We start from the raw sequence: 24,983 nt of genomic DNA on the forward strand, positions 1-24,983 counted from the left end.
CGCGTCTCCTGGTTCGAATCGATTGCGCCGTCGCACGTGCGGCGTGGCGCGGCGTGATTCCGGGTTAAGCTGGATTTGATTGTGACAGCGTCAAGTTTGAGTGTCAACAGTGGAAAGACGCAGTGCGTGCGCGTTAGCTCACGCGCACCTGGATGAAGCGGAAGAAAGGAGGAAAGAACGGAAAGCAGGATGGCGCGAGCGCGGCGCGCGAGACGATCTTGACCGCCGCGCGCCGCGCTGGAGAGGAAGCAGGAAGGCGTTACTTCCTGCGCGAACCACCGCGTGTGGCAGGCGCTTCAGCCTCGACGTGCGGAGACTTCAGGCCGCCCAGCAGCAAGTTGATCACGCCGGTGCAGACGTCGTCGATCATGTTGTCCGGCACCTGGCACAGGCCGCTGTCGCGGTCCGCCAGGAGCGTTGCGAGCCCATGCATGCCGGACCACACGGCGATCGCCGAGAAACGCGGCGGGCGTTTGCCGTCCGAATGATCGGCCATGAACTCGGCAATGGTGTTGCTCAGGAACTGGAACGAGCCGGAACTCGCCTCCATCAACGCCGGATGCTTGCATTTGTCGGCGATGCGCGGGCCGAACATCAGATGAAACAACTCCGGCCGCTTCAACGCGAACTCGACGTAGACCCGCATGATCACGCGCAGGCGCCGCTCTTTCGTCATGCCGTCCTTCAGCGCCCCCAGCCGGTCGCTCATCAGCGCATGGAAGCCTTCAGTGGCGAGCGCCGCGAGCAAGCCGTCCTTGTCCCCGAAATGGTGCGTCGGCGCCGTTTGCGAAACGCCCGCAAGACGCGCGACTTCACGCAGCGACAGATCAGCGGCACCGCGCAACTCCAGCAGCGTGAGGCCGCGCTGCAGCATTTCCTCGCGCAGGTTGCCGTGGTGCCACGATACTTTCTTGCTCGGCTCGATGTCAGTCAGTGCTGTACTGGACATAATCTTTTCATTGAAAAATTTACAGTGAACCTGACACTGCACGTCACGCCGGCGCGAACTCTCGCAGTCGGGCGCGTGCATCCGTTCGCACTATTCTACTCCGTCGGCCTGCCCTTCAGAAAGCCGCCTTTCCACAGGCAGATCCCGCTTGTCGACCCCCTGTCGCGCCTTCCGGGCGACCAAGGGAAATCCCCAACTCGAAACCGATTGCCAGCGCATGGTCCGGCTCCTATCATTCGTGAAACTTGACACTGTTACATTGAAAACGCAAATCAGATCGCGACAACCGGTTGCTGCGATGGCGCGGCTCTCTTTATGTTCGGCGGTTGACCAGGTATCCAGGATTTCCAAATGACAGAGACGCATGCGGGAACCTTCCGTGAGCCGATGTCGGCGCTCAGACTGGAGGGAGTGAAGAAGGCGTTCGGCGCCACGGAGGTCATACGGGGCGTGGACTGGTCGATCCGCCGAGGCGAGTGCCACGTGCTGATCGGCCCCAATGGCGCGGGCAAATCGACGCTGTTTCATCTGATGAGCGGCCGCTACCTCGTGTCGAGCGGCACCATCCACCTGAACGATACGGATGTGACCCGTTTCGGCGCGAACCGCATCAGCCGCAGCGGACTTGGCAGGAGTTTCCAGACGGCCAACCTGTTCGGCCGCATGACCGTGTTCGAGAACGCGCGGATCGGCGCATTGCGCGCGGCGGGCCACGGTCCGTCGTTCCTGCGCGTTCTGCGCCGCGGCGGTCCCGCCGACATCCGCGCGCTCGAAGTGCTCGACGAGGTCGGCCTGCTCGACAAGCGCAGCGAGCCCGCCGCGCTGCTTTCCTATGCGGACCAGCGTGCGCTCGAGATCGCCCTCGCGCTCGCCGGCGGCCAGAAGGTGCTGCTCTTCGACGAACCGACCGCTGGCATGAACAAGCACGAAACGCACAAGGTGATCGAGTTGCTCCAGCGGCTGCGCGCGGCCGACAGCTCGCGCACGATGGTCATCATCGAACACGACATGGACGTGGTGTTCGAGTTGGCCGACCGGATCTCGGTGCTCGTGTACGGCGAAATCATCGCGTGCGATACGCCCGCGCAAGTACGCGCGAACCGCGCAGTGCAGGAAGCGTATCTCGGCGCGCCTGCGGGCGCCGCTCAAGCCGCCGGGCCGTCACTGAGGCACTGAACAGATGAACACACAGCCGATCCACCAGGCCAATGCCAGGCCGTGCACACAGTGCATGCCCTTTTTCATCGCATCCGGAATCGTCGCGGGCTACGGGCAAAGCGAGGTGTTGCAAGGCGCGAGCATCCGCGTCGATGCAGGCGAAACCGTCGGGCTGCTTGGGCGCAACGGCTCGGGCCGCTCGACATTCCTGAAGGCCGTGATGAAGCTGCTGCCATCGAAGGGCATCGTCAGCCTCAACGGCGTGCCGCTCGAGCGCGCGAAAACGCACGAGATCTCCCGCGCCGGAATCGGCTACGTGCCGGAGGATCGCGCGATCTTTCCCGACCTGACCGTGCGCGAAAACCTGTCCGTCGGCTTGCCGCAGTCCAGCGGCCGGAAGACGCCATCAACCTCGCCCGCCCGCGCGAGACCATGGACGGAAGACGAATTCTTCGACCTGTTTCCGAACCTGAAGCGGCGCGCGAACGTCGCGGGCGGCGCGTTGTCCGGCGGCGAACAGCAGATGCTGACGATCTGCCGCGCGTTGATGGGCCAGCCCGAATTGCTGCTCGTCGACGAACCCACGGAAGGCTTGAGCCTCTCGATGGTCGACCAGGTTGCGCAGTTGTTGAAGGAAGTCGCGCGGCGCGGCGTGGCGGTGCTGCTCGTCGAGCAGAAGCTGACTATCGCGCTTGGGCTGTGCGACCGGATCAACGTGATGGGGCATGGCCGGATCGTGTTCGACGGCACCGTGGACGAGTTCGAAAACAACCAGGCAGTACGGGCGGAGTGGCTCGAAGTCTAGACGGACTCCCGCCATCGCGACAACCAGCACGCTGTATATCAGTGAGTGAGGAGCAGAAGATGATGAAGCACCTGAGCGCAGCCGCGCGCAACGGCTTGCGCGCCGGCCTTTTAGCCATCGCCGGGGCCGCATTGATCGGCGTGGCGCACGCGGCGGCACCGATCAAGATCATGGTGATCGAGCCGATGTCGGGCCCGCAATCGCCCACGATGGAATCGTCGGCGAAGAACCTGCAGTTCATCGTGAAGCGCGACAACGACGCGGGCGGCATCCTCGGCTCGAAGGTCGAGCTCGAATTCTGCGACGACAAGTTCAGCCCGAAGGATGGCAAGAACTGCCTCGATCGCGCAATGGGCAATGACGTGCATTTCGTGATGCAAGGCATCGGCACCAACGTGACGATGACGCTGCTCGACGCGATCGAAAAGTACAACGCGCGCAATCCGGGCAAGGAGATCATCCTGATCAACTGGGCCGGGCTCGACGAAGCGATGACCGGCAAGTACTGCTCGTTCTGGCAATTCCGCACCGACGGCCACATCGGCATGAAGATGAAAGCGGCCGTGCTGTCGCTCGACCCGAAAGTCAAGCGCGTGTACCTGATCAACATGGACTATTCGATGGGCCAAAGCGCGGACGCTGCGATCCGTCGCCAGCTCAAGCAGTACCGACCCGATATCCAGATCGTCGGCAGCGAGCTGCATCCGCCCAACCGGGTGCAGGACTTCACGCCGTATGTCGCAAAGATCAAGGCGACCAATCCCGACGCCATCATCACGGCGAACATCGGCACGGACCTGAGCCGGCTGATTCGTGCGGGCAACGACATCGGCCTGAATGCGCCGTGGTACACGGCCTACGCGTCGCAACACGGTCAGGTGACGAGCATCGGCGAAAAAAGCGTCGGCAAGGTGTATCAGGCCTCGGATTCGATCATGAGCATGAACAATCCGGTGATCGACCGGTTGATGGATCAGTCACGCGCAGGCGGCTACGGCGACTTCGAAGGCATGCGCATCTACCGCGGCTACCTGTTCCTGACCGACGGTATTCGCGACGCCAAGACGACCCAGCCGCTCGCGGTCGCCAAGGCGATCGAGAGAACCACCGTGTCGATAGGCGACTACCAGGCGACGATGCGCGCGGCCGACCATCAGGCCCAGTTGCCCCTGACGCTGTCCGTGCTCACCGCCGACGCGAAATACAAGCAGGACGGCACACCGTGGGGATTCAGGCTCGTCAAGACCTTGCCCGCGACGCAGGTGAGCGAGCCGGTCGACGGCTGCAACATGAAACGGCCGCCGGGCGCCTGAGCGCGCAGCGGACTTCACGAAAGAACGAACGAAAGGACGGATCGCCATGCAATCTCTGGCCCTGGGTTTATTCAACGGCGTCAGCTACGGAATGCTGCTGTTTCTGATGGCAGCCGGACTGACGCTCGTCTTCAGCATGCTCGGCATCCTGAACTTTGCCCACCCCGCGTTCTACATGCTGGGCGCGTATTTCGCGTACACCTTCGCCCAACTGCTCGGGCTCGGATACTGGTCGGGACTCGTCGCCGCGCCGCTCTGCTGTGCGTTGCTGGGAGGGATAGTTGAGCGCTGGCTCGTGCGCCGTGTGATCCGCTTCGGCCTTCTCGGGCCGCTCGTGCTGACCTTTGGTCTCGAGATCGTGCTCGTCGAAGCCGTCACGCTGCTGTGGGGCAAGCAACCGGTGGCGTACGCTGTACCGCGATCACTCGACTTTCCACTCTTCTCGCTGTATGGCATCGACTACTCCGCCTACCGCGCTTTCACGCTCGCGATGACGCTCGTCGTGCTTGGCGGCTTGTATCTGCTGCTCAGGCGCACGCGCATCGGAACGACCGTGCGAGCCTCGCTGTCGCATCCCGAGATCGTCAACGCGCTCGGCCACAACCTGCCCCGGATGCGCACGACGGTCTTTGCCCTGGGTGCCGCACTCGCCGGCCTCGCAGGCGCGCTGTCGGGCAATCTGATCGGCACGGACCCCGGCATGGCCAATCAGTTGGGGACGATCCTGATGATCGTCATCGTGGTCGGCGGGCTCGGCTCGCTGGCGGGCGCTTTCGTGTCGTCGCTCCTGATCGGCGTGCTGCAGACGCTCGCGGTATCGACGCAAATCTCGTGGGCCAACCTCCTCGCCCCGTTGGAGTCCGTGATGCACGGCATCGCGAGCAGCGACGCACTCACGCAACCGCTGAGCCGCTTTGCACCGCTCGTTCCTTTTGCCATCGTCATCGTCGTGCTGGCCATCCGGCCACGCGGCTTGATGGGACAACGTCATTAACCGGTTCCAGACAGGATCCATATGGACTTCGACATGCCGACCATCAGGGGCGCGCGTCGCCTGAATTCTGCCCAGCGCGAGGCCTCATCAGCCGAACGGTCGAGCTGGGACGCGTATCTTCCTCCGCGCGCGAATCGTAGAGGCCGCGCGCTGTGCTGGGGCATCGCGCTCGCCGTGGCGTGCGTGCTGCCCTTCCTCTTCCCGGGCACGTTCGGCGTTTCGGTGCTCACGCAGATATGCATCGCGCTCACGTTCGCGCTCGCCTACAACATGCTGCTCGGCGGCACTGGCCTGCTGTCGTTCGGACACGCGCTCTACTTCGGAATCGGCGCTTACACGACCGCACACTTCCTGAACCATTTTGGCGAAGCCGCGCCGCTTGTACTTGTGCCCATAGTCGGCGGAATCGCGGCGCTCGCCGTCGGCGCGTTTGTCGCGCTCTTCACGGTACGCAGTGGCAAGGTGATCTTCGCGATGATCTCGCTCGCGGTCGGCCAGCTTGGCTTTTCTGCTGCGACGATCATGACCGGCTTCTCGGGCGGCGACGAAGGTATCCGGCTCGACCCGACACGCGCGGCCGGCTGGGGCATCGACTTCGGATCGCCGGTGAACGTGTATCTGCTCATCGCCGTGTGGACATGGTGCGCCGCGCTCGCGATGTATGCATTGACCTTCACGCCGCTCGGACGTCTGATGAATGCGACGCGCGACAATCCAGAGCGCATGGAGTTCGTCGGCTTCAACCCGGTCATGATTCGCGGACTTGCACTGGCGTTGTCGGCCGGATTCGCCGGCATCGCGGGCGCTCTCTACGCGTTGGGCTTTCAGGTCGTCACGATCGACACCCTGAGCCTCGCTCAAAGCACCGCAGGAATGTTGCACGCTTACGTAGGCGGATTCACGACCTTCTTCGGGCCGGCGATCGGCGCCGTCCTCATCACGCTCGCGACCGCGCACCTGTCCACGCTCACCGATGCCTGGCCGCTGTACCTCGGCGTATTCTTCGTCGCGGTGACGCTCTCCTGGCGCTACGGGCTGACAGTCGGCCTCGCCGATCTGTTGCGCGGCGCGCTGAAAGCGTATCGGCAACGCGGCGCGTCTTACGTCGTCCGGTGTGCGCTGCCCGCCGTGCTCGGCGCGCTCGCTGCTTGTGCGGGATTCGTCTTGCTGATCGAAATGATCCTGTCGCTCGGCGCGAACATGGGCGCGCCAGTGCGGCTCGTCTTCGTGCCTGGCGTTCACGCGGCGGACCCGCGCAGCCCGGCGGCGTGGATCTGCGCGGCCGTGCTGCTCGCAACCGGTCTCGGCCTGCTTTACTGGAGCCCGCGCGCCGCTCGACAGTAAGGGCGAAAGGTCGCCGCTTTCAGGGGACGGACATCAAGCTCGATGGCCGTCCCAGAGGCATCGGGTTCAGTGAGGTTACGGTTTCATCTCGATCTATTCGTATTCCTTAGTTTATCAGATCGACCCTTTGATTTCTCGAACGGAGCGAAGACGCCGCTCCCACGCCTGCTCGTCGCATCCGCGAGCGGAGACAAACCACAACTACAGCGGTTCTTGGAGACACCAATGAAAAGCCTTTGCTTCGCAACCCTGGCTCTGGCGGCGGGCGCATCGTCCGTCGCGCATGCGCAGAGTTCCGTGACGCTTTATGGAATTGTCGACGGCGGCATCCTCTACAAAACGCACGCGGCTGCCGGAGGTGGCTCGGCTTGGTCGGTCGCGAGCGGTATCGATGCAACGAGTCGCTGGGGTCTCCTCGGGCGCGAGGATCTCGGCGGCGGACTGCATGCGCTGTTCGAACTCGAAAGCGGCTTTCGCCTCAATACCGGACAGTTCATCAATGGCGGCCAACCCGCAAGCGCCGGCACCGTGCTGTTCGATCGTGGCGCGACAGTGGGCATCGACAGCGATGCGCTCGGCAGCGTCCTCGTGGGTAAGAACCGTTCGCCGATACTGCGGATCCAGAGCCGCCTCGACATCGAAGGCTATTCGAACTTCGGCTCCCTGAACAACCTGCTCTATCAGAACCTGTCCGGCTACACAGGCTATCAGTATTCCTGGGTCGACAACTCAGTCGAATACATCAGCCCCGAAATCGCCGGATTTCAGGGCATGGCCATGTATTCGTTTGGCGGCGCGGCCGGTGACTTCCAGAAGAAGAGCGTGATTTCATTGGGGGCAAGCTACAAGATCGGTGGCTTCACCGGTGGCGCGGCCTACTTCAGCGGACGCGACATCACCGGCGCAACCGATTCGACAACCGCGCGCGCCTACACGGTAGGCGCCAACTACGCCTGGAACGCATTCAAGTTCCTGCTCGACTTCGCCAACTTCAAGAATCCGGCACGCGGCACCAGCGACAACTTTTACACGGCTGAATTCGCCTATACACCCACGCCGGTCTGGGTCCTGACGGCCTCGTACATCCGCCAGGATGACCGCGTCACGAACGACCGGGATGCCAGCCTGTACAAGCTTGGCGCCAGCTACTTGCTGTCGCGTGCGACGTCCTTGTATTCGTTCGTCGGCTACGTGAAGAACAACCGGCTTGCAACGCTCGGCTTGCAGAATTCCACGCCGGCGGGTGTTCCGGGCGGGAATCAGTTCGGCGCTGGGGTAGGCGTCCGACATCTCTTCTAAGCCCACGATGGTTGTAGTTGATCGTGGCCGCAGCCGCCGCGCACGCATATCGACCGCGAGACGGTCGACCAGTTGCTTGTAGCGGAGATTGGCTGGTTTCCTATCAAGACAGGAGGGTTGCCTGCCGAACGACGGGGGTTTAAGGGTTAACGCATACCGATGCGGGTCGCATCGCGGCTGGCTATGCCGATCAGATCTTTGCGCCAGGCTTGCAGATGGAAGACGCGCTGCGGGTATCGCGTGCAAGCCACGCGGCACCGTCTTCGCAGTGGGAATCGCCGACTCGATTCCGAAGTCGATCGCCTGTCGGCCGCTCGCACCGGCTGTCGTCGATGGTCAGGCAGAGCGACTAATCATCCGGCAGCGAACACACCACTGCCGGTCTGACCAGACTATCATTGGATCCAAAACGTCCGGGTCGCGCTACCATGAACTTCCGACGTAACCTGAAGGACAGCGCAGGCGTCCAGCCCCTACCGCTTTCGCAACGACGGGGCCTCGTCTTTCCCGCGTTTGCCTGGCTGGGATTCACTTCTGCCTTCGCTTCCGTCGTTATCGGAAGTCTCCTGCAATCGAAACTGGGAACGCTCGACGCGCTGGCCGCTGCGATTCTTGGCAACTGGATCCTTTTCGTCTATTCAGCGGCAATAGGCTTCGCCGCCGGCCGGTGGGGATTGAGCTCTCAGCTGACGCTGGCAGCGGTATTCGGTCGATGGGGAGCCCTTGTTCCCGGAATCATCCTGGGATCGCTGGTAACGGGCTGGTTCGCCTTTCACGTCGTCCTCACTGCGAGGATCCTGCTCCAGGCTCTGCATTTTGCCGGTGACCCGGCAATCGTCATGTGCGTTATCGGTGTTGTATTCGCAGCGCCCGTCATTGCCCGGCTGAGTCAAGGTTTCAACATGACGGCCATCGCATTTCCCGCGATGATCCTGTTTGGTGGAACCGTCATCGCTCACTACCTGATGCCGACATGGACCGTGTTGCTGGACGGTCCGATCGGCGGAACGCTGCCTTTCGGAACTGGCGTCTGCATCGCGTTTGGCATCTTCGTCGTGAGCGGCACCATGACCGGTGACATCGTTCGCTATTGCCGTACCGGCAACGAGGCGGTTCTCGCCACCGCGTTCGCCTTTCTCCTGTCCAATCTGCCGTTCCTGATTCTGGGCGTGCTGATCGCGGCGGCCGGCATCAGGGTAGCCGATCTCTTCACGGGCAATGATGCGCTCTCATTCGTGCTATTGGCGCTCGTCGTTATCTCCAACTGGACAACCTGCGATGCCTGCATAAGCAACGCGAGCGTTACGCTCAAGAGCGCGTTTCCAAGGCTGTCCTGGATCATTGCTTCGGCCGCTGCCGCACTATTGGGGCTGCTTCTGGCGGTGGCAAACGCGGTCGGCGACGTATTTGGCTGGGCCCTGTTCCTTTCGGCGATCGTCCCGCCCATCGGCGGTGTGATTGTCGCCGACTACTATGTGCTGCGAGTGCGCATTGGCTTCTCGCGCTTCACGGCGGCTCCCGTCAACGTCGCCGGCCTGGTTGCGATGGCAGCGGGTATCGCCGTGGCGTTTCTTGCTCGTGAAGCTGCTCCCGGCGCGATCACACCTTTGATCGGCGCCCCTCTGGCCGGCGGCCTGTATCTCGTCCTGGCAAGGCTAGCACCGAGCCGTCCAGGAGCGGACCCTGCCGCCACCGACGGAGCCGAAGCGCTCGACTGACGCCCATGCGCGACCCAAAGACAAGACCTGTCACTGTTCGTCTTCCTGTCGAGTCGAGGACGGCAATGGTCGCGATCATCCTCATCTCGTCGCTTGCGTTCCTGCTCTTCCAGGCGAGAAAGGACGTGCTCGCGAGCCTCGCACTCCATGAAGCACAGCTCGCAATTCAGTTCGCTCTTGTTGAAGCGCGTCCCGATGTAGCAAGCACGCCCACGATTCTCGACAGCGGTGCCGGTCATTCGTTTGCCAAATTCCCGGGCATTGCCGAGTGGCCGGGTCAGACGACGATTGCGATGCCCCTTGCGTCGGCTTGTGCCAACGACGCTGTGTGTCGAAACCTGCCGGCGACGCTGGGGGAGGACACGAAGGGAAAGTTTGTCATCCGGAACGGAAAGCTCTTCGCCGCCATGCACGACGGGAAAGTCGTCATCCTTTCCTCCGCTCCGCTGTCGGCGCTGACGGCCGGGATGTTGAGCCGTATCGCTCTGGATATTGCCGCCGTGTTTTTCCTGGGATGCCTGCTTCTGCTCGTGCGGGAAAGCCGGTTGAGCGACTACTCGGTTCATCGTCTCCTCGACGCGTCGCCGATTCCTCTCGCTCTGATCGACGCGGATGGACGCCTGGAGTTCGCCAATCGAACCGCACTCGACCTCCTGGCCGATGATCGCTCGCGATCGCTCGAAGGGCTTCAGGAGAGCCTCCGGCGTCATGAGCACCTGTTCTCCTGGTTGGTCGGAGGGCAGGACGCGACCGGGCAGATCCAAAGCGGCGAGTTCGAGATCGAGCATCATTCCGGCACCGTCCGTCATTTACTCGTCTCGCGGCAGTCGCTGCTGGTGCGCTCCAGGAGGATGATCATTGCGAGTATCGCCGACATCACCGTGAGACACGAAGCCGAAACCGCACTGATCAAGGCGAAGAACGCAGCCGAGGCGCTGGAGCGGATGAAATCGGAGTCGCTCGCGATGATCAGCCATGAGCTCAGGACGCCGGTCAACGGCGTGCTCGGCTTGGCACAGTTGCTCGTGCGGTACGAACTTCCCGATGCGGCCGCGTCGATCGTGCGCAGGTTGATCCAGGCCGGCAAGACTCTGGCAGTTATCATCAATGACGTTGTCGACCTCGCTCTGCTCGAAGTTCGGCAAATCCGTCTGGACCGTCGCCCGTTCGATCCGCAGGAAGTGATTACCGGCGCCGCCAGTCTGGCGAGCGCCGCGGCCGCCGAAAAGGGTTTGAGGGTTCGAGTCAGCACCGTCACTCCGCTTCCGGCCGCCGTGCTCGGAGACGCGGCACGCGTGCAGCAGATCATCGTCAACCTGGTTGGCAACAGCATCAAGTTCACGCAAGTCGGCCAGATCGAGGTGACGACTGACATTGCAGCCCGCCACGAGCGATCGATTGAAATCGCCATCGAGGTCACGGATACAGGAATCGGGATAGCCCCCGACGTGCTTCCCCGGCTATTTCAGCCCTTCTCGCAAGCCGAGACCGGACATGAAAGGCGCTTCGAAGGAACCGGCCTCGGTCTCGCCATCAGCAAAGGACTCGCTGAGACCATGGGCGGCACGATCTCCGTGCGAAGCGAGGTCGGGCGCGGTTCAACTTTTCTCGTCAGGTTGCCGTTCGAACTGGCGGAGATCGAAGAGATCTGCCCTGCCGGACTCTCGATGTCGCGCGTGCTCGTCGTCGACGATGTCGCGCTCAATCGCGATATCGTGACCGAGTTGATCCGCGCCGAGGGTTGCGAAGCGACTGCCGCCTCGTCCGGTCAGGAAGCGCTCGAGGTTCTCAAGACCAGGACCTTCGACCTCATTCTCATGGATATCCGCATGCCCGGCATGGATGGCCTCACCGCCACGGCGGCAATCCGCGCGAGTCGAGAGCCCAACCGGCATACGGGGCCAATCATCGGACTCACCGCGAATCCTCTGCCGACTGATAGACCGCTGTATCGGCTACGCGGCATCGACGGGATCATCGAGAAGCCGGTGGAGGTGGAAAAGCTGCGTATCGCGTTGAAACAGACGCAGACAACGCCGTCCGCATCCACTCCGATTCTCACTGCTGAACCCGAGCGCATCGGCCGGCTTCGCGAGTCGTTGGGACAGGACCGCACTTCTCGCATCGTCCGATCGTTCATGCAGGTGGCCAACGAATCGGTCGAGGCGATCGCGAACGGTTGCGCGCGCGCGAATCTGGAGGACGTCGCGGAAAACGCGCACCGGCTGTCCGGTGCCGCGTCCAACGTGGGCTTTGCGCAGCTCGCCGACACCGCGGCGGAACTGGAGCGGCTGGCCCGAACCGGAAACGTGTTCAGTGTTTCGGAGGTCGCGCTGAATACGATTACGATATATCGGGACGCAGAACGTTGCGTTCACACTTACTTTCCATCGCTGATGGCCGGACCCGAAAACAAATACCCGGTGCCGTGAACGGTCGTAATCAGGAGCGGATTGTCCGGATCGGACTCGATCTTGCGCCGCAGACGGCGCACGAGCGTATCGATTGTCCTGTCCATCGTGTCAAACCGCCGCCGACTCGTCGCCCCGATCAACCGCTCCCGGGACATGACCCGGCCGGCGTTCCTCGCCAACGTGTAGAGCAGGTCGAACTCGGCGGTCGTGAGGGAAACGATCTTGCCGGCTTCGTCCGTGAGACTTCGGCGTCCGGTGTCCAGCACAAACCGTCCGAACGAGATCGTCTCGGTCACGGTCACCGAATGACTGTGCCCCACTCGGCGCAGCAGGTTGCGAACTCGCGGTAGTAACTCGCGCTCGTCGATCGGCTTCGCGATGTAGTCGTCTGCGCCGTACTCCAGGCCGAGAATACGATCGACTTTATCGTTTCTTCCCGTGATCAGGATGATGCCGATCTCCGATTTCGCGCGTAGATCGCGTGTCAGGGAAAGCCCATCCCGTCCCGGCAGCCGGATATCCAGCAACACGAGTTCGATCGGATTGACGCGCATGATCCGGTCGAGCCCGTCGGCATCGGCCGCGCAGAACACCTCGTAGCCCTCGGCCTCCAAAAACCCTTCGAGCGTTTCCCGGATGGACGGGTCGTCGTCTACCACGCCCAACCGCTGACCAGCCTTGTTTTGCTGCACGTTGGCACCTTGTCCACTCGGTTTCGCGGCAATCACACAACCTGCCCGGCGCTCCTCTGCTACACGCGGCTTCGCATTCACAAATTTTAACAAAATGACATGCGCCGTTCAATCAATGGGGCGGACTCGTTCACAAGATATGGGGATAGTCGTCCTCACTCGGACTGGACAAGGAGACGAACGTGGCAAACTCACAGCAGCTCTGCACGATGGATGCAATCGCCCTCGCGGCGGCCATCCGCACCAAGGAGATATCGCCGGTGGAGGTGGTCGAGGCGCATCTGGTGCGGATGGAATTGATGGAGCCTTCGATCCACGCATTCTGCACGGTGACAGCCGATGCAGCACTCGAACAAGCCCGCGCGCTCGAAGCGCGAATCTTGCGCGGAGAGAAGGTCGGCGCGGTGGCGGGCGTCCCCGTCGGCATCAAGGATCTCGTCTCCACGGCCGGAATCAGGACGACGTCCGGATCGGCCGCCTACAAGGACTTCGTTCCCGATGAAGACGATGTCGTCGTGGAGCGCTTGAAGAAGGCCGACGCCATCATCGTCGGCAAGACCAATGTGCCCGAGTTCGGCTACAGCGGAGTCGGACACAATCCGATTTTCGAAACCACCCGCAACCCCTGGAACCTCGAACTGACGCCGGGTGGCTCCAGCGCCGGATCAGGTGCGGCTGTGGCGTCCGGCGAGGTGCCCTTCGCCATCGGAAGCGACGGCGGCGGGTCGATCCGGATTCCCGCTGCGCATTGCGGCATCTACGGAATCAAGCCGTCGATGGGGCGCGTCCCGCTTTATCCCGGATGCCGGGATGAGCGCTATCCCGGCGTTTCGAGCTGGGAGAGTCTCGAGCACATCGGCCCAATGAGTCGAACGGTTGCCGACAGTGCCCTCATGTTGTCGGTGATAGCCGGCCCCGATCATCGCGACCGTCATTCCCTGCCGTCCGCCGACTTCGACTGGATGAAGTCGGCGGCCGGCAGTCTCAAGGGACTGCGGGTCGCCTACAGTCCCGATTGGGGTTATGCCGCCGTCGACCCCCGGGTCCGCTCGGTCGTCGATGAGGCGGTGAAGGTTTTTGAGCGCGATCTCGGGTGTGTCGTGGAGGTCGCGCATCCCGGATGGAGCGATCCCTTCGATGCGTTCTGGGCCATTGTCGCAATGGACACCGACCTCAAGGGCATGCGCGCGATGGTTGCGGATCACGGCCATGAAATGTCGCCGCATCTCGTAGCGTTTCTCAATCACCCGTGGACCGCCGAGGACTTCACGAACGCCATGCTGACGCGCAAGGCCATCGTCAACAAGATGTGGCGGTTCATGAACAACTACGATCTTCTTCTCACGCCAACCCTGACCGTCCCGCCCTTTCCCATCCATTGCCAGGGCCCCGAAAAAACCGACGGACGCATGGTCGCTCCGACCCAGTGGCTCTCGTTCACCTATCCAATCAACCTGACCGGCCAGCCCGCGGCATCGGTTCCGGCGGGCTTCACGAAGGATGGATTGCCGATCGGCCTGCAGATCGTCGGACGTCATCTCGACGATCCGTTGGTGTTGCGCGCCTCGGCCGCCTTCGAGCTTGCCCGTCCGTGGCGGAACAAGTGGCCCCCGCTGCTCAAGCACGCGGGTCTCTCGCAATGAATCCAGAGAAGGGGACCATCATGACCACGTCAACCGAACAACACTTGCTCAACGAAGAGTTCGAGCACCTGCCCGTCCCTCTGTCGCATCGTCACTCGCTGTCGTCGGTGGCCGCCGTATGGTTCGGCTTTCCGATGATCATCACGAATGCGGTGTTTGGCGGAGTCATCGCCTTCAACCTCGGCTTCTCGCGGGCGCTCCTCGCGATCATGATCGGCAACGCCATCCTCCTCGCGTATGTCGGCGCATTGAGCTACATTGCCGGGAGCACCGGCCGCAACTTTGCCCTCCAGGCCGAGCGCACCTTCGGCAAGAAAGGCTACGCGATCACGTCCGGCTTCCTGGCGAGTGTCGTCGTGGGCTGGTACGCCTTCCAGACTGGCCTCACCGGAACGACGGTCCACGCATCCTATGGCTGGAACGAAACCGCGACGATCATCGCCGCGACCTTGCTCTATACCGGTGTGACCTTCATCGGGATCCGCGCCCTGTCGATTGTCGGCATGATCGCCGCACCGCTCTATGTGATCCTGGGGATCGTGGCGCTCTTCCTGATCGGCTCCGAGCATTCGCTATCCGCGGCATTCCACTACAACGGTCTGGGAGCGAATAGCCTGATGTCGGTCGGAAGTGCGGTGACGCTGGTCGTGGCGACCTTCGCCGACTCGGGCACGATGACGGCCGACTTCACACGCTGGTCGAAGGACGGAAAAAGTGCGGTCTGGGCGATTCTCACTGCGTTTCCTGTTGCGAACGTCACGGCTCAGCTCTTCGGCATTCTGATCGTGTGTGCCGGCGCCGCCATCGCTCCCGCTTCGAGCGGCGGCGACTTCATGCCTGTCCTGACCGGACATGGCGGAGTGCTCTCCGTGATCGCGCTCGTGTTTGTCTTCGTCAATCTTGGATCGGTGTGCACGCATTGCCTGTACAACGGGGCCGTAGGCTGGGGACGCATTTCCCGAAAGAAGATGCGATCAATGACGATTCTGCTGGGACTGTTCGGCGGGGTGTTGGCCGTGGCAGGCGTGTGGAGCCTGTTCCTCGACTGGCTGAATCTGCTCGGCATCTTCGTGCCGCCGATCGGAGCGATCATCATCGTCGATCAGTTCTTGATCCGGCATTACTCGGATACGCAGGCGGTACCGGACTTCCGTGGCAGCGCTTTTCTGGCCTGGTTCGTTGCCGCAGTTGTCGCGAGCCTTGTCCACTACCTGGCGCCGTCGTTCTCCGAGGCGGTCGCTGGAATGGTGACGGGCGGAGCGTTCTACTTCGTGTTGTCGCGGTGCGAGAAGCACATCGTGGGACGACGCGAGAGCCGGGACGCAACCGCTACATAGCTTGCAGGAGCGTTCATCGACTGCTGGACTTTCGACGCGTTGGGCGAATGCCCCCTCGTGGCCGATTCCGGATCTTCATGCACAGCCGCCGAAGCGCAATCTTAAAGCCGCCTCGAGAACCACGGGCGTTACTCGTCACGCACCCATCATGCATAGCGTGCAAGGAACATATCGGCGGCGGATTCCGCCACGCGCCTTTGTTCATCTTTGCTGAGAGGTGGCTGGCCCATCGTCACCTGCGGCCAGAAAGCGAACGCTTTTACGAGGCCCTGCATCTGCTGTGAAGCGAACGCCGGGTCCGATGTCTTGAGGCGGCCATCGGCAGCAGCTGCACGTATCCACACCGTCAGGTCTTCCTCGCGCTCGCCCATACGGGCCACCATGTCGCGCGCGCGCTCCGGCGAATGAATCCCTGCCGCGATCGCAACGCGCGCAAGCGACAGGAAAGCCTCGTCATTCAAAAGACTCAGCTTTTTCGACAGAAGCTGAAGTAACTGCTCGCGCAACGGCTGACTGGCGGAATAGGCGGGCGTCTCTCCCGTGTCACTCGAGTCCCACAACTGCCGCAGGATTGCTGCGAACAGCACTTCCTTGCTTGGAAAATGGTTGTAGACCGTACGCTTTGAGACGCTCGCCCGGGCCGCGATGCGGTCCATGCTGGTTGCGTCGAAGCCGGCGGCAAGAAATTCTTCGATGGCTGCACCGATCACGGCGGCGCGCTTGCGATCGGTCAGGCGTTGGCGGGTATCACTGGCATCCATCGCTTAATTTTACACCGGACGGTTTACTTTTCTCAAAAATAAATTACACTAGGCAGTCTACTTTCTGTATCGGGACGCCTCACATGACATCGTTCACCGGTTCTATCCGACGCGTTTTGGGCTTGACAGCAGCGCGACGCGGGCGTGAATCGTTCGACTCGTCGGCTCAGCACGACGGTGAGCGCTTTCGTAACGTCAAGCCGCGTCCCGTCGAAGGAGTCCGCAAAACCTTGAGCATCGTGTGGAATGTGCTGCTCAACAAACCGGACGGCACCGCGCCGGCAAGCGCCCTGCCCGTCGATGCGCTCACGCGTGCACAGCTTGACGCGGCGCCTGATCGCAGCCTGTATCGCCTCGGGCATTCGACCATGTTGCTCAAGCTGCGCGGTCAGTTCTGGCTAACCGACCCGGTCTTCGCCGAACGCGCATCGCCCTTCCGGCGGTTGGGACCAAAGCGTTTTCATGCCCCACCCATTGCGCTCGCCGACTTGCCGCCGCTGCGCGGCGTGATTCTGTCGCACGACCACTACGACCATCTGGACCGCGAGACAGTGCTCGCACTCGCCCGTACCACGAGCGTGTTTCTGACGCCGCTGGGCGTCGGGGACCGGTTGATCGAGTGGGGTGTCGATTCGTCGAAGGTACGTCAGTTCGACTGGTGGCAGGGTATCGAGATCGACGGTGTGGCGTTCACGGCGACACCAGCCCAGCATTTCTCCGGCCGCAGTCTTTTCGACGGCAACAGCACCTTGTGGGCCTCATGGGTCATCGTCGATGGCGACCTGCGTGTGTTCTTCAGCGGCGACACAGGCTACTTCGACGGTTTCAGGACCATCGGCGAGCGGTTCGGTCCATTCGACGTGACGCTGCTCGAAACGGGCGCGTACGACGCCCAATGGCCATACGTACACATGCAGCCCGACGAGACCGTACAGGCGCACGTCGATCTTCGCGGTCGCTGGCTGGCGCCGGTTCACAATGGCACGTTCGACCTCGCAATGCATCGCTGGCAGGAGCCGTTCGAGCGCGTGACGGGACTCACCACCGAGCGCGGTATTCCGCTCGCGACGCCGCGCATGGGAGAGCGGCTGGATCTGGGCGCACCGCACCACGGTGAGCGGTGGTGGCGCGAGGCGGCCGAGGTCGCGCAAGTGCCTGGGACGCTGCGGCGCTGGCTCTCCTGCCGTCAGGCTCGGCAAGCGAATTCGTAGAAAACGATTGGCGCTGACCTAGGCGGCAAACCAGGAGGCCTTGCCGCTCATCGGTGTCTCGCCCAACGAACTTCTCTCCGAAGCGACCGCTTCGTCAGTCGATCCGGGGGGTCGCTCACGGCCCAGCGCGTTTCACTGATATCGATTGGGAACTTCCGAGCGACCTGCTTTATGAGTGCGCCTCACGTTCTCTTTGTGCTTGGCGCGGCATCCACAACGCCGCCGATCTCGTATTCATGGACCTGGTGGGGGCCCATCGACTCGATTCGCTCCATGACGTTCTCCAGCGCCCTGAGAGCATCGAATTGACCGGATTTCCAGTGCCTGATCCGCCGATCAAATCTGCCGCGGCCGTTCGACAATGCCGTCTGGCAGTGGACGTGGCACGTGCCGCCCCCCCGCATTCGGCGTATCCATTTTCCTTGCCACGATAACAGGCAGGTGCGCGACCGCCGCGCACTCGCGCAACCCATTCATTCCATCAGCAGAGCGGAGTGCCTCATGATTGGCTCCCATCCCGAATACTCCGCGCGGCCTCGGGCCGCTGACATCGACATGCCGCATCAGCCTGGGTCGCCGCAGTCTCACGCGGTCGCGTTGGTCGCGCATGCGCATGGGTGTGACGATACGATTCGCATCGCGCTTTCGCACCACGTTGCCGGGCGTTTGACCGAAGCCGAATTGATGTACAAGCAAATCCTCGCTGTCACTCCCGGCCACGCCGACGCGTTGCACTTGCTCGGACTCGTTGCGCATCACTCCGGAAATTTCGACAACGCCGTCGATTTCATCATGGCCGCGCTCGAGCGCAGCCCGCAGGCGCTCTACTACTTCAATCTCGGCAATGTGATGACGGCGCACAACCGTCACGCGGCGGCTGCGGAGTGCTTTCGCCAGGCTGTCGTGTTGCAGCCCGATTACGTGGATGCGTACAACAATCTGGGCAATGCACTGCGCTCGCTCAAGGAGTTCCACGAGGCACTCGACGTCTTCTGCACGGTGATCGACAAGCAGCCCGATCACGCGCAGGCATACAACAATCTCGCCAATGTGCTCCTGGAACTCGACGAGATCGATGCGGCGATCGAGGCCTATCGGAACGCGATCGCCCTGGCGCCTGATCTCCCCGAGCCGCGGAGCAATCTGCTGTTCGCGCTCAACTATGCGGATTCGACGTCGCCGCAAGCGTATCTCGCCGAGGCGATGGCCTACGGCGAATTGGTCACACGGCTTGCGAAACCGTGGTCGAGCTGGCTCGTCGACGAGCCGGCCGACCATCGGCGGCCGTTACGGATCGGCATCGTGTCCGGCGATCTCAAGATGCACCCGGTCGGTTACTTTCTCGAAAACGTGGTCAGGCACGCCGATCCGCAGCGTATCGAGCTAATCGCCTATGTCACGCGCAACATGCTCGAAGACGAGCTGACGCAGCGAATCAAGCCCCTGTTCCACGCGTGGCATTCGATCGCGGGCGTCGCGGATCGCGACGCAGCGAGCCGGATCCGGAACGACCGCATCGATGTGCTGGTCGATGCGTCGGGGCACACGCGATACAACCGCTTGCCGCTCTTCGCGTGGAAGCCGGCGCCCGTGCAGGTCAGCTGGCCCGGCTATTTCGCGAGCACCGGCGTGCGGGCGATCGACTATGTGCTCGGCGACGATATCGTCTTGTCCGAGGAAGAGGCGGCGCACTTTGTCGAAGGCGCATGGCGCTTGCCGGACAGTTACCTGTGCTTCACGCCGCCGGCGGACGACGTCGCGCCGGGCGCGCCTCCGTCAGCCGACGGACAGCCCGTCACCTTCGGCTACTTCGGCAAATTGACCAAGATCACTGATCATGTCGTCGCGGTGTGGTCGGAGGTGCTGCGCGCGCTTCCGTCGGCGCGCCTGCTGTTGAAATCCGCCCAGTTGGACGTCGAGTCTGTCCGCGCGCGCATCGCCGAGCGCTTTCGCGCGCATGGCATCGGGCTGGACCGCTTGATACTCGAAGGCCGATCCGCGCGCGCGGCCTATCTCGCCACGTACCGGCGGGTGGATGTCATGCTGAGCCCGTTCCCGTATCCGGGCGGCACCACGACGGCGGAGAGCGTGTGGATGGGCGTACCCGTCGTGTGTCGTCGCGGGGATCGCTTCCTGTCGCGTATTGGCGAAAGCATTCTGGGGCCGCTCGATCTTCTCGAGTGGGTCGCGGATGACGACGCATCCTACGTGGCCCAAGCGGTGGCGCTCGCCACCGATACGGCGCGCCTCGTGGCGCTTCGCGGCGGGCTGCGTGACCGTCTGCTCGCTTCACCGCTGTGCGATGCGCGCCAATTCGCGCGCAATCTGGAAGACGCATTCGCCGCGATGTGCGGAAGACGGGCGCAGGACGCAGCGTCAGGTCGATAGCCCTGTCGCCGCAGCCAGCCGTGTTGCAACCACGCGGGCTGGCTGGCGTCCGAATCTTGACGGCAGCCCTTGAAGCGCACTGGCTTTGGGTTCTACGCGGGAACGGCAAGAGGCATTTTTGGCGTCTGCTCCGTGCGTCAAGCGGCCGGATTGGGTCGATGGCTATGGCCGGCCGTGTCGGGAAGCAGTCGGCCACATCGCTGACAATTTACCGCGCTGAGGTTGGGAAAGAAGTGCGGCCGACCGAGGCTTGCCCGGCATCGCGCGTCAGACTCTGTCTCCGGTAGGCAGACAGCGCATAGCGTCCTCAACCAATTTCGGATATTTTCTGCTTCAGCGTTTGTGCTTGTTCCCGTGTCGCAAAAGGAGTGCTTCATGCTGAAGCTTTATTCCTATCCGGACCTCTTCGGCGTCGCCGATAACAATCCGTTCGGTTTGAAGGTGTTCGCGTTCATGCGGTTGTCGGGGCTCGACTTCGAGCATCGTCACGTCCTCGACACGAGCCTCGCGCCGCGTGGGCAGTTGCCGTACCTCGTCGATGGCGACGATACGATCGGCGACAGCGACAGCATCATCGCGCATTTGACGCGTCGGTACGATCTGCGCATCGACCGCGCGCTTTCGCCGGGACAATTGAATCTCGACTTCATGGTCCGGCGAACGCTCGACGACCTGTACTGGACGATGAGCTTTTCACGCTGGCGCGACGAGCGCTTCTGGCCGTCCTTTCGCGACGCCGTTCTCGCTGCGCACTCCGACGTATGCGCAAGCGATCTTGAAGCCGCGCGCGAATACAACCGGTTGCGGTATCACTATCAGGGCATCGGCCGCTATGAGCCGGAACAGATCTATGCGAGGGGTATCGACGATCTGCGCGTCGTGGCGGACCTGCTCGGCGACACCGGTTATGTTTTTGGCCCCGCTCCTGCCGCCGTTGATGCCGCGATCTATGGCTTCGTCGCCAATATTTACTTCTACGAGATCGACACGCCGTTAAAGCAGTACGTGCTCTCACGCCCGGCGCTCGTGCGCCATTGCGAGGCCATTCATCAGCGGATCGGCGGGTCTGAGAGGGTATCCGCTTGAGGTTTCGAGCCGTGGGCGCGGTGGAACCCGTGCTGAGTCTGAAAGTCGGAATCTCTTGAGGTTTGTGCGAGCCTGCCCATGTCCGCATGGCTCGCACAAAAAAAACTCGCCGCCTCGCAACAGCGAGCGATTCAAGGTTTGTCTTTGCTGTGCCAGAACTCGTCGGTCCTGACGTTAATCAACTACGCCGCCAGCCTGTGATCATAATAAGGCCGGTCGCGATCGTCGAGAATCGCGTGTTGCGCGCGCAGATCGGCAGCATTCGGGTTCAACCACGCGTCGATGTGCTCGGGTTTGATCGGCACGATGCAACGGTCGTGACCTGCTGCGGCCACTTCGGCAGGTGGCTCCTCCGTGATGGCGGCGAACGACAGCAGGTCGGGCTGCCCCTGAACCGACCAGCGGGACCACAGGCACGCAACCAGCATGTCGCCTTGCGTGTTGGGCTTGAATTCGAGAATGACGTTTTCGTCCTTCTCCCCTTCTGCCAACTCGCGGCCTTCCATCCGGGCTCGGCTGACGTTCTCGTAGAACGCGCTCACGAGCATCAGCCCATGCGAGTAACCAAAGAGCGGCTTCCAGAACCCTTCGAGATTGTCGCGTCGAGCGTTGTAGGTGCCCGGATACTTCGCGTCATAGGACGCCGGTTTGCCGGCAATCCGGCACTGGTAGCGCATCGGCTTGATCACGCGTTGACCGTTCTCCACCACCAGCACGGGCGCGTAGTGCCCGGGAAAAATCCGCGAGTCACGCGCTTCGGGCATGGTGCGACGCAAGTCGTCGAGCCGGCCAAGAGTCCAGTCGATCTTGTCGGACGCGATGCGTCGGCTCTCGGTTGCTGCCTTGGTGACCTTGGTCTGCAGCGAGCGCTCGGCATCGGCGAGGCGGCTTCGCTGTTTGAACAGGTCCTGCTCGAGCTGGGTCGCCTGCTCTGCGTTATAGCGGTCGATCCACGCCTTGATTTGGCGTTCTTCGTCGGAGCGCGGCTCGGCAAAGGCATCGTCCATGGCCTTCGGAATTTTCGCCTTGCTGCCCTCGGCGCGCTCCCAGTACAGGCGAGCGAATTCCCGCATATCCATCTGAGCGCCAAACATCTTGACGTATTTGCGGTAGTCCGCCTCAATTTGAGCCGAATAACACATGCATCGCTCCTCGGTTGGTCTCGATTTCGACTGCCGTAGGCTTCTGCCCTACAACTCCGGGTGGGCGAGATCGCCCTCAACAATGCGTTCGCCAACGATTTGTGCCGCTGCCAGCGCCACGAGGAAGCACAGCAATTCTGCGCGAGCGCCCGGCAGTTCGTCGAGATCATGTTTCGACAGGCTTTCTCCTGCTAATGACGATGTCATCGCTGTCATCTGCGGGCAGAAGAACAGGATTCAACGCCGCTGGCTACAACGCGCCTCCGTCCCGACACACTGACCGTCGCATCCCTTGCAATAGTGCCGGTCGACTACGCTGTCATCGGCCACCCAACGGTTGAAGTCGTCCACCGGCTTCGTTCCGACTGCTCTGCCATTCTCCACGGCATAAAACCCCGGCTGGCCGGCTTTCCCGCGCGCAATGGCTTCGTCGACCGCTTCGCCAAAGGCGTCCCGCAGATCAGCGATAAATGCCGCGATTTCCGGCATCGGATGCTTCCGTACGAGCATATCCATTCGACTCTCCGTTGGCGACTTAAAAGGGGCAAAAAAGGGGCAATTCACTGCTGCGTATTTTCGAGATAAGATACTGTACATCCATACAGTGCTTTGTGCCATGCCCGCTCTCCCCAAACACGTCGAGTCGATACACCCCGCGCTGTGGCGCGGGTCTCAGCTCGCCCGTGCGTACGGAAAGACGATCGATACCGGCTACGCCGCGCTGTCGGCGGAACTGCCCGGCGGCGGCTGGCCGCTCGGCGCGCTCGTCGAACTGCTGGTGCAACAGCCGGGCGTCGGAGAATTCCGCCTGTTGCGCCCGGCGTTGGCCGAGGTGAGCCACCGGCCGATCGCGTTGCTGCAGGCGCCGCATGTGCCCAATTCACTCGCGTTTTCCTATCTCGGACTGCCGCTTGAGAAGCTGATGCAACTGCGCGCACCCCGCACGGCCGACGCGCTCTGGTGCGCCGAGCAGGTGCTCCGAGCGCGAAGTTGCGGCGCGCTCGTCTTCTGGCAGCAGCACGTCCGTGCCGAGGCGCTGCGACGACTGCACCTGGCCGCGCAGGCGACCGAGACACTCTTCCTGCTCGTCCGTCCGCTCGCGAGCGCCACCGATGCCTCGCCCGCGACGCTGCGGCTCGGCGTGCGCTCAGCCGATGGCGGCATTGTCGTCGACGTCATCAAACGGCGAGGACCGATACGAAACGAGACGCTCTCCGTCGCCCTGCAACCTTCCCCGATTTTGCTGAGTCCCCATGGCCGTATTCGTCGCCATTCACCTACCCCGGCTTTCGCTGGAGGTCTTCCGTCCGAGGTGGTCGCCTAGGACGGAGAACGGCTGCGTCGTACTGGACCAGGACAAGGTCGCCATCGCCGACGCGGTGGCCCGGGAAGCTGGCGTAGTAATCGGCATGAAGCGCGCAGGCGTGCTCACGTTGGCGCCGAACGCGCTGGTCTACGACCGGGAACCCGCTCGTGAGCAGGACGTGTTGCGCGAGGTCGCGCTGGCACTGATGCGTTTTTCGCCGATGGTCGCCGTCTGTGAAGAAGAGACCGTCGTGATCGATGTATCGGCGAGCCTGCGTCTCTTTGGCGGGATCCTGCGCATCTGCCATCAGATGCGGCAGGTCGTCGACGCGGTGGGCGTGACCGTGCGCATGAGCGTCGCCCCGACCGGTCAAGGCGCGTGGATGCTGGCCAAGGTGCTGATCAAAGACGGCCGGCGCCGCGTGCTCAAGATGCGCTCGCTTGAGCGCGCGCTCGACGCGCTTTCGTACCTTGCCGTACCGGAAGTCCGCCCATTCGCCGACTGGTTCGCCGGGCTCGGGTGCCGGGTGCTTGAAGATATCCGTCGACTGCCGCGGGCGGGTTTGAAGAAGAGGTGCTCAGTGGACTTGCTGGATTCGCTGGATCGAGCCTACGGGCTATCGCCGGAGTTGTACGAGTGGCTCGATGTGCCGCCCACATTCAGCGCCCGGGTCGAACTGCCGGACCGGGTCGAACATGCCGAAGCGATTCTTTTCTCGGCTCGTCGTCTCGTGGTCCAGCTTTGCGGCTGGCTGAGTGCGCAGCAACTCGCGCTCACGCACGCGAGCGTGACACTCGAACACGAACGCGGACGTGAGGCGATCGAGCCGACCACCATCGACCTGGCGCTCGCCGAGCCCACCTGGCACGAGGAGCATCTCGTGCGACTCTTGAAAGAGCGCTTGGGGCGCGTCGAACTTCAGGCGGCCGTCATCGCGGTGCGTCTGAGCGCGACCAAAGTCCAGGCTGCCGAACCCCCGACCGACACCCTCTTTCCGGACCCGGGCGGCTCGGCCGAAGACCATAATCGGCTACTAGAATTGCTCGTCGCGCGTCTGGGACCTGAAAACGTGTTGCGTCCCGCGCCGACTTCCGATCACCGGCCGGAATACGCGAATCGCTGGGTCTCGGTTCAGGACGATGCGAAGCCGGACGCGGCCCCTTCCGAACTCCCCCGTCCGACGTGGCTCCTCGAGACGCCCGTTCGTCTCATGGTCAAAAACCATCGGCCGTTCTACGGCTCGTCATTGAAACTCGTGTCGACCGGCGAGCGCATCGAGGCCGGCTGGTTCGACGGCGGCTTGACCGCGCGCGACTATTTTGTCGCAGAGGCCGCCGACAAAAGTTGCTACTGGATTTACCGGGAGCGGCCGAGCGCAACCTCGGACGAAGTGCGCTGGTTCCTCCACGGCCTCTTCGGATAA

At 62.6% G+C, this 24,983-nt stretch carries 22 protein-coding genes; 16 read left to right on the forward strand and 6 right to left on the reverse strand.

Going from position 1 to position 24,983, the window contains the following annotated elements; all coding sequences use genetic code 11:
- Nucleotides 1-259: 259 nt before the first annotated feature.
- Nucleotides 260-949, reverse strand: a complete 690-nt coding sequence (locus tag AWB68_RS12775) for a TetR/AcrR family transcriptional regulator (RefSeq protein WP_160110004.1) — start codon at nucleotides 947-949, stop codon at nucleotides 260-262.
- Between the two features lie 351 nt (nucleotides 950-1,300).
- Here AWB68_RS12775 and AWB68_RS12780 point away from each other — a divergent pair, with 351 nt between their 5' ends.
- From AWB68_RS12780 to AWB68_RS12815, 8 genes are all read left to right on the forward strand, one after another.
- Nucleotides 1,301-2,125 (forward strand): ABC transporter ATP-binding protein, encoded by an 825-nt coding sequence (locus AWB68_RS12780; RefSeq protein WP_087644714.1) that lies wholly within the window; start codon nucleotides 1,301-1,303, stop codon nucleotides 2,123-2,125.
- A 55-nt stretch (nucleotides 2,126-2,180) separates the two neighbouring features.
- Nucleotides 2,181-2,912, forward strand: a complete 732-nt coding sequence (locus AWB68_RS12785; RefSeq protein WP_087644744.1) for an ABC transporter ATP-binding protein — start codon at nucleotides 2,181-2,183, stop codon at nucleotides 2,910-2,912.
- Nucleotides 2,913-2,971: 59 nt separating this feature from the next.
- Nucleotides 2,972-4,225 (forward strand): branched-chain amino acid ABC transporter substrate-binding protein, encoded by a 1,254-nt coding sequence (locus tag AWB68_RS12790; RefSeq protein ID WP_087644715.1) that lies wholly within the window; start codon nucleotides 2,972-2,974, stop codon nucleotides 4,223-4,225.
- Nucleotides 4,226-4,271: 46 nt separating this feature from the next.
- Nucleotides 4,272-5,219 carry a branched-chain amino acid ABC transporter permease gene (locus AWB68_RS12795; protein WP_087644716.1) on the forward strand — a complete coding sequence of 316 codons (948 nt, stop codon included), beginning with the start codon at nucleotides 4,272-4,274 and terminating at the stop codon, nucleotides 5,217-5,219.
- A 33-nt stretch (nucleotides 5,220-5,252) separates the two neighbouring features.
- Nucleotides 5,253-6,563 carry a branched-chain amino acid ABC transporter permease gene (locus tag AWB68_RS12800; RefSeq protein ID WP_160110005.1) on the forward strand — a complete coding sequence of 437 codons (1,311 nt, stop codon included), beginning with the start codon at nucleotides 5,253-5,255 and terminating at the stop codon, nucleotides 6,561-6,563.
- Between the two features lie 225 nt (nucleotides 6,564-6,788).
- Nucleotides 6,789-7,862, forward strand: a complete 1,074-nt coding sequence (locus AWB68_RS12805; RefSeq protein WP_160110006.1) for a porin — start codon at nucleotides 6,789-6,791, stop codon at nucleotides 7,860-7,862.
- 428 nt (nucleotides 7,863-8,290) lie between these two features.
- A complete protein-coding gene (locus tag AWB68_RS12810; protein WP_087644719.1) occupies nucleotides 8,291-9,580 on the forward strand; it encodes a purine-cytosine permease family protein in 1,290 nt (429 codons plus the stop codon).
- Nucleotides 9,581-9,705: 125 nt separating this feature from the next.
- Entirely contained in the window at nucleotides 9,706-12,012 is a 2,307-nt protein-coding gene (locus AWB68_RS12815; protein WP_235028303.1) for an ATP-binding protein, read from the forward strand.
- Here the strand turns inward: AWB68_RS12815 and AWB68_RS12820 are convergent.
- Nucleotides 11,961-12,686 (reverse strand): response regulator, encoded by a 726-nt coding sequence (locus AWB68_RS12820; RefSeq protein WP_235028304.1) that lies wholly within the window; start codon nucleotides 12,684-12,686, stop codon nucleotides 11,961-11,963. The two genes, AWB68_RS12815 and AWB68_RS12820, sit on opposite strands and share 52 nt — an antisense overlap.
- A gap of 182 nt (nucleotides 12,687-12,868) precedes the next feature.
- On the opposite strand from AWB68_RS12820, the gene AWB68_RS12825 reads away from it, so the two are divergent.
- Together AWB68_RS12825 and AWB68_RS12830 are read left to right on the forward strand one after the other, a co-directional pair.
- The gene (locus AWB68_RS12825) at nucleotides 12,869-14,329 is read left to right on the forward strand and encodes an amidase (RefSeq protein WP_235028305.1); all 1,461 of its coding nucleotides are present in this window, start codon (nucleotides 12,869-12,871) and stop codon (nucleotides 14,327-14,329) included.
- A 20-nt stretch (nucleotides 14,330-14,349) separates the two neighbouring features.
- The gene (locus AWB68_RS12830) at nucleotides 14,350-15,666 is read left to right on the forward strand and encodes a purine-cytosine permease family protein (RefSeq protein WP_087644722.1); all 1,317 of its coding nucleotides are present in this window, start codon (nucleotides 14,350-14,352) and stop codon (nucleotides 15,664-15,666) included.
- A 146-nt stretch (nucleotides 15,667-15,812) separates the two neighbouring features.
- Here AWB68_RS12830 and AWB68_RS12835 read toward each other — a convergent pair whose 3' ends face one another.
- Nucleotides 15,813-16,427, reverse strand: coding sequence for a TetR/AcrR family transcriptional regulator (locus AWB68_RS12835; RefSeq protein WP_087644723.1), 615 nt, complete (start codon nucleotides 16,425-16,427; stop codon nucleotides 15,813-15,815).
- An 83-nt stretch (nucleotides 16,428-16,510) separates the two neighbouring features.
- On the opposite strand from AWB68_RS12835, the gene AWB68_RS12840 reads away from it, so the two are divergent.
- The 4 genes from AWB68_RS12840 (at nucleotide 16,511) to AWB68_RS50785 (ending at nucleotide 21,313) form a co-directional block, all read left to right on the forward strand.
- Nucleotides 16,511-17,638, forward strand: a complete 1,128-nt coding sequence (locus AWB68_RS12840; RefSeq protein WP_087644724.1) for an MBL fold metallo-hydrolase — start codon at nucleotides 16,511-16,513, stop codon at nucleotides 17,636-17,638.
- A 501-nt stretch (nucleotides 17,639-18,139) separates the two neighbouring features.
- Nucleotides 18,140-20,026 carry an O-linked N-acetylglucosamine transferase, SPINDLY family protein gene (locus tag AWB68_RS12850; protein ID WP_235028306.1) on the forward strand — a complete coding sequence of 629 codons (1,887 nt, stop codon included), beginning with the start codon at nucleotides 18,140-18,142 and terminating at the stop codon, nucleotides 20,024-20,026.
- A gap of 375 nt (nucleotides 20,027-20,401) precedes the next feature.
- Complete coding sequence (locus AWB68_RS12855) at nucleotides 20,402-21,112, forward strand: glutathione S-transferase family protein (protein WP_087644726.1); 711 nt, start codon at nucleotides 20,402-20,404, stop codon at nucleotides 21,110-21,112.
- 78 nt (nucleotides 21,113-21,190) lie between these two features.
- A complete protein-coding gene (locus tag AWB68_RS50785; RefSeq protein ID WP_268810924.1) occupies nucleotides 21,191-21,313 on the forward strand; it encodes a hypothetical protein in 123 nt (40 codons plus the stop codon).
- On the opposite strand, the gene AWB68_RS12860 is transcribed toward AWB68_RS50785, so the two are convergent.
- The 3 genes from AWB68_RS12860 to AWB68_RS12865 are packed head-to-tail and all read right to left on the reverse strand — an operon-like array spanning nucleotide 21,295 to nucleotide 22,770.
- The gene (locus AWB68_RS12860) at nucleotides 21,295-22,254 is read right to left on the reverse strand and encodes an SOS response-associated peptidase family protein (RefSeq protein WP_087644727.1); all 960 of its coding nucleotides are present in this window, start codon (nucleotides 22,252-22,254) and stop codon (nucleotides 21,295-21,297) included. The two genes, AWB68_RS50785 and AWB68_RS12860, sit on opposite strands and share 19 nt — an antisense overlap.
- Nucleotides 22,255-22,302: 48 nt before the next feature.
- Nucleotides 22,303-22,470, reverse strand: a complete 168-nt coding sequence (locus AWB68_RS48185; RefSeq protein ID WP_160110007.1) for a hypothetical protein — start codon at nucleotides 22,468-22,470, stop codon at nucleotides 22,303-22,305.
- 21 nt (nucleotides 22,471-22,491) lie between these two features.
- Nucleotides 22,492-22,770 (reverse strand): hypothetical protein, encoded by a 279-nt coding sequence (locus AWB68_RS12865; RefSeq protein WP_087644728.1) that lies wholly within the window; start codon nucleotides 22,768-22,770, stop codon nucleotides 22,492-22,494.
- A gap of 100 nt (nucleotides 22,771-22,870) precedes the next feature.
- On the opposite strand from AWB68_RS12865, the gene imuA reads away from it, so the two are divergent.
- Complete coding sequence (gene imuA, locus AWB68_RS12870; RefSeq protein ID WP_087644729.1) at nucleotides 22,871-23,578, forward strand: translesion DNA synthesis-associated protein ImuA; 708 nt, start codon at nucleotides 22,871-22,873, stop codon at nucleotides 23,576-23,578.
- On the forward strand, nucleotides 23,508-24,983 hold the full coding sequence (locus tag AWB68_RS12875; RefSeq protein ID WP_200828684.1) for a Y-family DNA polymerase: 1,476 nt from the start codon (nucleotides 23,508-23,510) through the stop codon (nucleotides 24,981-24,983). Before imuA ends, AWB68_RS12875 begins: the two co-directional genes overlap by 71 nt.

Source organism: Caballeronia choica (assembly GCF_001544535.1).
GTDB lineage: Bacteria > Pseudomonadota > Gammaproteobacteria > Burkholderiales > Burkholderiaceae > Caballeronia > Caballeronia choica.